Origin of the sequence: Megamonas sp. Calf98-2 (genome assembly GCF_900110235.1) — a bacterium.
GTDB lineage: Bacteria > Bacillota > Negativicutes > Selenomonadales > Selenomonadaceae > Megamonas > Megamonas funiformis.
Map to the genome: position 1 here is coordinate 20477 of NZ_FOCY01000014.1, position 6769 is coordinate 27245.

The 6769-nt window shown below is 32.4% G+C and carries 8 protein-coding genes, 4 tRNA genes, 1 rRNA gene and 1 riboswitch; of the genes, 3 read left to right on the forward strand and 10 right to left on the reverse strand.

The genetic code is table 11. The annotated features are described in order from the left end of the window. Positions 1 to 21: 21 nt before the first annotated feature. Both BMX03_RS05545 and BMX03_RS05550 read right to left on the reverse strand, forming a co-directional pair. On the reverse strand, positions 22 to 675 hold the full coding sequence (locus tag BMX03_RS05545; protein WP_022228254.1) for a methionine ABC transporter permease: 654 nt from the start codon (positions 673 to 675) through the stop codon (positions 22 to 24). Beyond that, positions 644 to 1705 carry a methionine ABC transporter ATP-binding protein gene (locus BMX03_RS05550; protein WP_022228255.1) on the reverse strand — a complete coding sequence of 354 codons (1062 nt, stop codon included), beginning with the start codon at positions 1703 to 1705 and terminating at the stop codon, positions 644 to 646. Before BMX03_RS05550 ends, BMX03_RS05545 begins: the two co-directional genes overlap by 32 nt. A gap of 166 nt (positions 1706 to 1871) precedes the next feature. Here BMX03_RS05550 and BMX03_RS05555 point away from each other — a divergent pair, with 166 nt between their 5' ends. Beyond that, positions 1872 to 2291 carry a nitrous oxide-stimulated promoter family protein gene (locus BMX03_RS05555; protein WP_018999784.1) on the forward strand — a complete coding sequence of 140 codons (420 nt, stop codon included), beginning with the start codon at positions 1872 to 1874 and terminating at the stop codon, positions 2289 to 2291. Between the two features lie 63 nt (positions 2292 to 2354). Here BMX03_RS05555 and BMX03_RS05560 read toward each other — a convergent pair whose 3' ends face one another. Next, the gene (locus BMX03_RS05560) at positions 2355 to 2996 is read right to left on the reverse strand and encodes a flavin reductase family protein (protein ID WP_022228256.1); all 642 of its coding nucleotides are present in this window, start codon (positions 2994 to 2996) and stop codon (positions 2355 to 2357) included. A 157-nt stretch (positions 2997 to 3153) separates the two neighbouring features. On the opposite strand from BMX03_RS05560, the gene BMX03_RS05565 reads away from it, so the two are divergent. Next, positions 3154 to 4029, forward strand: coding sequence for a DMT family transporter (locus BMX03_RS05565; protein WP_015563070.1), 876 nt, complete (start codon positions 3154 to 3156; stop codon positions 4027 to 4029). A gap of 39 nt (positions 4030 to 4068) precedes the next feature. Here BMX03_RS05565 and BMX03_RS05570 read toward each other — a convergent pair whose 3' ends face one another. Next, a complete protein-coding gene (locus tag BMX03_RS05570; RefSeq protein ID WP_022228258.1) occupies positions 4069 to 4869 on the reverse strand; it encodes an amino acid ABC transporter substrate-binding protein in 801 nt (266 codons plus the stop codon). A 211-nt stretch (positions 4870 to 5080) separates the two neighbouring features. Here BMX03_RS05570 and BMX03_RS05575 point away from each other — a divergent pair, with 211 nt between their 5' ends. Next, complete coding sequence (locus tag BMX03_RS05575; RefSeq protein ID WP_018999781.1) at positions 5081 to 5536, forward strand: DUF441 domain-containing protein; 456 nt, start codon at positions 5081 to 5083, stop codon at positions 5534 to 5536. 56 nt (positions 5537 to 5592) lie between these two features. On the opposite strand, the gene crcB is transcribed toward BMX03_RS05575, so the two are convergent. The 6 genes from crcB to rrf all read right to left on the reverse strand — a co-directional run bounded on the left by crcB (position 5593) and on the right by rrf (position 6598). Then, a complete protein-coding gene (gene crcB, locus BMX03_RS05580) occupies positions 5593 to 5967 on the reverse strand; it encodes a fluoride efflux transporter CrcB (RefSeq protein ID WP_015563066.1) in 375 nt (124 codons plus the stop codon). Positions 5968 to 6042: 75 nt separating this feature from the next. Then, a riboswitch (Fluoride riboswitch) is annotated at positions 6043 to 6107 on the reverse strand. Positions 6108 to 6154: 47 nt separating this feature from the next. After that, positions 6155 to 6230: transfer RNA gene (locus BMX03_RS05585), tRNA-Val, on the reverse strand. Between the two features lie 7 nt (positions 6231 to 6237). Then, a tRNA-Glu gene (locus BMX03_RS05590) sits at positions 6238 to 6312 on the reverse strand. A 7-nt stretch (positions 6313 to 6319) separates the two neighbouring features. Continuing rightward, positions 6320 to 6395 (reverse strand) — tRNA-Lys (locus tag BMX03_RS05595). A gap of 6 nt (positions 6396 to 6401) precedes the next feature. Then, a tRNA-Gln gene (locus BMX03_RS05600) sits at positions 6402 to 6476 on the reverse strand. 5 nt (positions 6477 to 6481) lie between these two features. Next, a 5S ribosomal RNA gene (gene rrf / locus BMX03_RS05605) occupies positions 6482 to 6598 on the reverse strand. Between the last annotated feature and the right edge of the window lie 171 nt (positions 6599 to 6769).

The window sequence follows — 6769 nt, forward strand, 5'->3', positions numbered from 1 at the left end:
CTCCTTAATACATAAATAAAATTATTTTTTATTCAATTTTTTAGCTAACATATTACCTAAAAATTGAATTACTTGAACTAATACTATAAGTACAATAACTGTAGCCAACATTACTTCTGGATTAAAGCGCTGATAACCATAGCGAATAGCCAAGTCACCTAAGCCACCGCCACCTACAGCACCAGCCATAGCAGATTCACCAATCAACACAATAATAACTGTTGTCAACTGTGCCACGATACTTGGCATAGCTTCTGGAAGTAATACACGTCTAATAATCTGATAAGGAGTTGCTCCCATAGATAAAGCAGCCTCTATCAAGCCATAAGGCACCTCACGAAGTGAAGTTTCCACTAGGCGAGCAATAAGAGGTATAGAAGCTATAATAAGCGGTACAATAGCCGCTGTAGTACCTATAGAAGAACCTACTATCAATCTTGTAAAAGGAATAATTGCCACCATTAAAATAATAAATGGAATAGAGCGTACACAGTTTACAATAGATGATAATGTTTTATTAGCTATACCTAATTCTAAAACTTGATTTTTACCAGTAGCCAATAATAATACACCAAGAGGAATACCTATAGCAGAAGCAACAATCATAGATACAGCTACCATATATACAGTTTCACCTAATGCCTTAGGCAGTAGCATGAGTGCGTCGCTGAACATATCCTATCACCTCCACTTTTAAATCTTGTTCCATTAGAGATTTTATCGCGTCTTTAATCTGATCTTCTTTTCCATCTAAGCCGATTATCATTCTACCAAATTGTACCATTTGAATTTGAGATAAATCTCCAAATAAAATGCTTATATCTAATTCAGGGAATTTACGAATAAGACCTGCAATTACTGGATTGTCTGCAGACTCGCCAATAAAAGTCAAGCGAAGTAACATAGTTGCATCTTTTATATATTCTTTATGCACTTTGCCATTGCGATAAGCAGCTGGAAGTTCATTACTGCTAAGTACGCTCATAAATTCCTTAGTAATAGGTTCTTTAGGATTAGTAAAGATTTCTAATACTGTACCATTTTCTGCAATTACCCCATGGTCTAATACAGCAACTTTATCGCAAAGGTCTTTGATAACTTGCATTTCATGAGTAATTACTACTACTGTTAATTGTAATTTCTTATTTATATCTCTGATTAATTCTAAAATAGCTTTTGTTGTCTGAGGGTCAAGAGCTGATGTCGCTTCATCGCATAATAATACTTTTGTATCATTAGCTAAAGCTCTAGCTATACCTACACGCTGTTTTTGACCACCTGATAATTGAGATGGATATTGATGAGCTTTATTTTCAAGACCAACCAATTTTAATAATGGTTCTACTTTAGTCTTGATTTCCTCTTTAGATTTTCCTGCTAATTTTAAAGGAAAAGCAATATTATCGTATACTGTAGAAGTAGACAATAAATTAAAATGTTGGAAAATCATGCCGATATCTTTTCTCGCTTCACGAAGCTGAGATTCTGTCATTGTTGTCAAATCTTTACCATTGACAATGACACTACCAGAAGTCGGTCTTTCTAGCATATTTATGCAACGAACTAATGTAGATTTACCAGCACCACTTAGACCGATAATCCCATAAATTTCTCCACGCTTAATTTCTAAATTAATATCTTTTAACGCATGAACTGAACCATTTGGGGTATCGTAAGTCTTTACAATATTTTTTAACTTTATCATATCAATTATACACTCCAAATAATACCTTAATCTTATTAACAATGACACTATCATAAAAATTAAACCTTGTCAAACTATTATGCTATTTCTTGACATAAATTATAATAAACCGTAAAATTAAATAAGTACTTATAAATCAATAATTATATAATCAAGGGAGACTGCTATGGGAATTTTTTCAAGATTTTTACCAAAACGTAAACCGGTTGAAATAAAAAACAATGTTCCTAAGGAAAAAGAAGAAATCCGTAAAACATTTGGTGTTTATTGTCACAGCCATCATAATACATCTGGAAGTAAACTTTGTCCAAAATGTACAGCTTTACTCACTACTGTAATGACGAAAATCAGTAGATGTCCATATGGTATTACTAAACCAATTTGCGAACGTTGTGACCGTCCTTGTTTTGGCACTAAACAAACAAAAGAATTTCGCTCTATCATGCAAAGCACTCAGAAAAAAATGTTTTTACGCCATCCAATGTTAGCGTTTAAACATAAAATGAAAAGCTGGGGCGTAGATTACGCAAAACATGAACAAGAGAAAAAACAAGCTGCAAAAGCTAAAGCTCGTTCCAAAAAATAATATTTTCTAAATTAATAAAAAGCTGACCTAATAATGGTCAGCTTTTTATTCTACCAATTTATCTTATTGTTTTTTAAACATAGATTTAGGTTGTTTACAAATTGGGCAAACAAAATCTTCTGGTTCTTTAGTTAAATCACCTTCATAAATATATCCGCAAATTTGGCAAGCCCATGTTTCTTTATCTGTTATTTTTTCTGGAGCCTGATAAGTAGGGGCATTTTTAGGAGCTTTACCTTTGATTACTTCATGATAATATTTATAAGTCATTGGATTATAATCAGAAGTTACTTTTGCATCTTGTACACGCGCTAAAATCACATAATGAGTTTCCATTTCTGTCATTGTAATAACTTCTGCTGTTATATGCGCACAGCTATTTTCATTTACTACAGGAAGTCCGTCCATATATTCCCAAGCAAAAATATCGCCATCAAATTTATCTGTATCTCTACCAGAAGAAAAACCTAATTTAGCAATTACATTTTGTGTTGTTTTTTCAGATAAAATAGATACAGAAAATCTACCTGTGCGTTTTATACAATCATAAGTATAGTTGTTTTTATTCATGCTAATAGCAATCACTGGATTATCGCTAGTGATTTGAATAACTGTATTTACAATACAACCTGTCGGTCTTTTTCCATCTAATGTGCCAATAGCATACATTCCGTAACTTAATTTCCATAATGCTGACATTTCCATAATTTCTTCTCCTTAATTCAATTCTAATAAATAATTATTATTAATTAATATCTTATTTAAATTTTAATACAATAATCCTCCAAAAGCAATACTTATTTACAATAAATAAAAAAAATAATAGAATATATCTATTATTTTCATATTTCAGGAGGTTCTTATGTCTTGCCAATTAAAAGGTACACTATTTATAGTTACAGGTACTATACTTTGGGGTGCTTCTGGTGTATTATCTCAACATTTATTTGTTGATAAAATCATCTCTGCCGAGTGGCTTGTTACTGTTCGTCTAATTCTATCTGGTATTACTTTATTATCTATTGATACCATCTTAAATAAAGGCGATATTTTTTCTATTTGGCACACTAAAGATAAATTTCCATTAATTTGTTTTGGTATCTTTGGTATGTTAGGTGTTCAATATACTTATTTTGGTACGATCATTCACAGTAATGCTGCTACAGCTACTATACTACAATATCTAATGCCTATTGTAATTGTATTTTACTTATTGTTCACCACTCATCGCTTACCTTCTTTTAAAGAATTATTTTCTATCTTTCTTGCTATGGTCGGAACTTTCTTTTTAGTTACTAAAGGAAATTTTTCCACTCTAACTATATCTTTAGAAGCTCTTATCTGGGGACTTGTTTGTGCTTGCTTTGCTGCCTTTTATACATTACAACCTCGAACTATTATCAAAAAATGGCGTTCCACACTAATCATTGGCTGGGGTATGCTAGTCGGTGGTATCTTGATGTCCTTTTATCAAAAACCATGGGAATTCAATGGCATATGGGATTTAGATACAGCTATTACTTTATCTGCTATCATTATTTTTGGTACAGCAATAGCATTTTGTGCTTATCTTGAAAGTACAAAATATCTCTCTCCTACAAAAATTAGTGTTTTTGCTTCTTTAGAACCTTTTTCTTCTATTATTTTATCAATTATCTTCTTAAATATTTCCTTTGGTTTATTTGAATTAATTGGTGCTATCATCATTATTTTAGCTGTAACTATATTATCCAAATAAAAAAGCGAGAACTTTTCGTTCTCGCTTTTATTTATCTTATTATTTTGTAGTAATATCTTTACCAAACCATTTTTCGGAAATTTTAGCGATTGTACCATCAGCTTTCATTTCATTCATTACTTTTTGAACTTCATCACGAAGAGCTTGATTGTCTTTTGCAAATGCAATACCAAAATCAGTAGGTTCACCTACAACAATATCAGTTTCTTTGAAGGAATCAGCATGTTTTTGCATATAATAAGTACCGATGAGTTCATCAGTTACTACTGCATCAATTCTACCATTTTCTAAATCCATGAAAGCATCAATGTAATCACCATATTTTTTTACTTCAGCAAATTGTGCAGCATAGTCTTGATTATTATCTAAGAAATCTTCTGCTGTACTACCGCTTTGAGTACCGATTACTTTACCTTTTAACTGGTCAAGAGATTTTATATCAGAATTAACTGGAACGAAGACAACTTGGCGATTTTTCATGTAAGGATCACTAAATAACATATTTTCTTTACGTTTTTCAGTAATATCTAAACCATTCCAAAGAATATCTACACGACCGCTTTTAAGTTCAGCTTCTTTACTAGACCAATCAATTGCTTTGAATTCTACTGGACGATTAAGTCTTTTTGTTGCTTCTTTTGCTAAATCTACGTCAAAACCAACAATTTCATTATTTTCGTCTTTAAAGCCCATTGGTGGATAACTATCATCTAAACCAATAACGATAGGTTTATCACTGCCACCTATAGCAGAAGATGTTTCTTTTTCCTCACTTCCACAGCCAGCTACTAACATTGCGCCTAAAAGCATAGACATACATAGCAATAATACCTTTTTCATAAATATTTCCTCCTAATACGAATATATATTATCTATAATTGCATTGTAATACTTTAATTAGCTAAAGCATTAACTTGTTATATTGTAACAAAAATAAATTAAAAAAGCTATAGTTTTTTAGAAAAAAATTTTAAGAATTTTTGTTTTTTCAAAAACCATATGCTACAATAGAAAAACAATTTAAGAAAATTTAATTAAAGGACGTGTTTATATGAGTAATGAATATATTATTCTTTTAGTACTTTTAGCCTTAAGTTATATTGGACATAATATGTCTGTTTTTTATGCTGTTGGTGTAATTTTAATTTTAAAAGTTTTCCAGCTAGATGCTCTAATGCAATTCGTAGAAACAAATGGCTTAAATTATGGCATCATATTACTTACAATTGCCATTTTGATACCTCTAGCTACTGGTAAAATAACAGTTCAAATGATGATACATAGTTTTACCTCTCCTGTTGGTATATTGGCCTTATTAGCCGGTGTATTTGCTGCTGTTGCTGGTGGCTCTGGTGTCTCTTTATTGAAGGACTCTCCAGATATTGTATCATCTCTTATCATTGGTACAATGATTGGTGTATTTTTCTTTAAAGGAGTTGCTGTTGGACCTTTAATCGCTGCTGGTATGACTTATATGGTTTTAAGTTTATTAAAAGTTTTTCATTAATATTGCAATATATAAAGATAAAGGCGATACAAATAAATGTATCGCCTTTATTATTATTAAAAAGCCATATAGATTAATATTCTACCTATCCAAGCTGCTAAAAGCCCACCAAATGTATTTAAGCCTACATTTAATAATACAGAAATGAAATCTCCTGTACGCCACAATATTAGAGTTTCATTTGTAAATGATGAAAAAGTAGTAAGTCCACCTAAAAATCCTACTGTCAAAAATAAAGAAAGATATGGTGATGTTCCCTGTATTTTTTCTGTTAATAATGTAGCTATCATGCCAATTAAGAAACAACCTATTAAATTTACAGCTAAGGTACCATAAGGAAAATATCCTAATTTATTTATATATGTAGTGATTAAATATCGCATAGCACCACCCAAAGCACAACCTAACATAACAACTAATAAATTACTCATAAAAATCTCCTCACTATTTTATTATCTTTTTATAAAATAAAAAACTCCTGTTATATATATTTAAAATAAAAATATAATATAACAGGAGTCATTACTGTATTTATACAGATTTATCGGTGAACTCCATCACCATCTATTTATTTATAAAATAAAAAAACTCCTTGAAAACAAGGAGATTAATTACTAATGGTGGGCGGTAACAGGATCGAACTGCTGACATCTTGCTTGTAAGGCAAGCGCTCTCCCAGCTGAGCTAACCGCCCGAGAGATTGGTGACGCGTATGGGATTCGAACCCATGAAGCCGCCGTGAAAGGGCGGTGTCTTAACCACTTGACCAACGCGCCAAAGAGATGGTGGCTCACCCGAGATTCGAACTCGGGACACCCTGATTAAAAGTCAGGTGCTCTGCCAACTGAGCTAGTGAACCGATATATGGCAGGGGTAGCTGGATTCGAACCAACGCATGTGGGAGTCAAAGTCCCATGCCTTACCGCTTGGCGATACCCCTATCATAACTGGCAACTTCCTATCCTCCCAGCACGTCTCCATGCAAGTACTTTCGGCCTCTAAATGCTTAACTACTGTGTTCGGTATGGGTACAGGTGGAACCATTTAGGCATCGTCACCAGATATTCTCTTTTCTTTTTTGAAAGATATTAATCTTTCAAAACCACTCAGAAGATTACTTTGCTCCAAGTCATTTCTTTTTTTTAAGTCAAGCTCTCGACTTATTAGTACCAGTACGCTACATTCATTACTGAACTTCTACTCCTGGCCTATCAACCTCGTCATCTTCAAGGT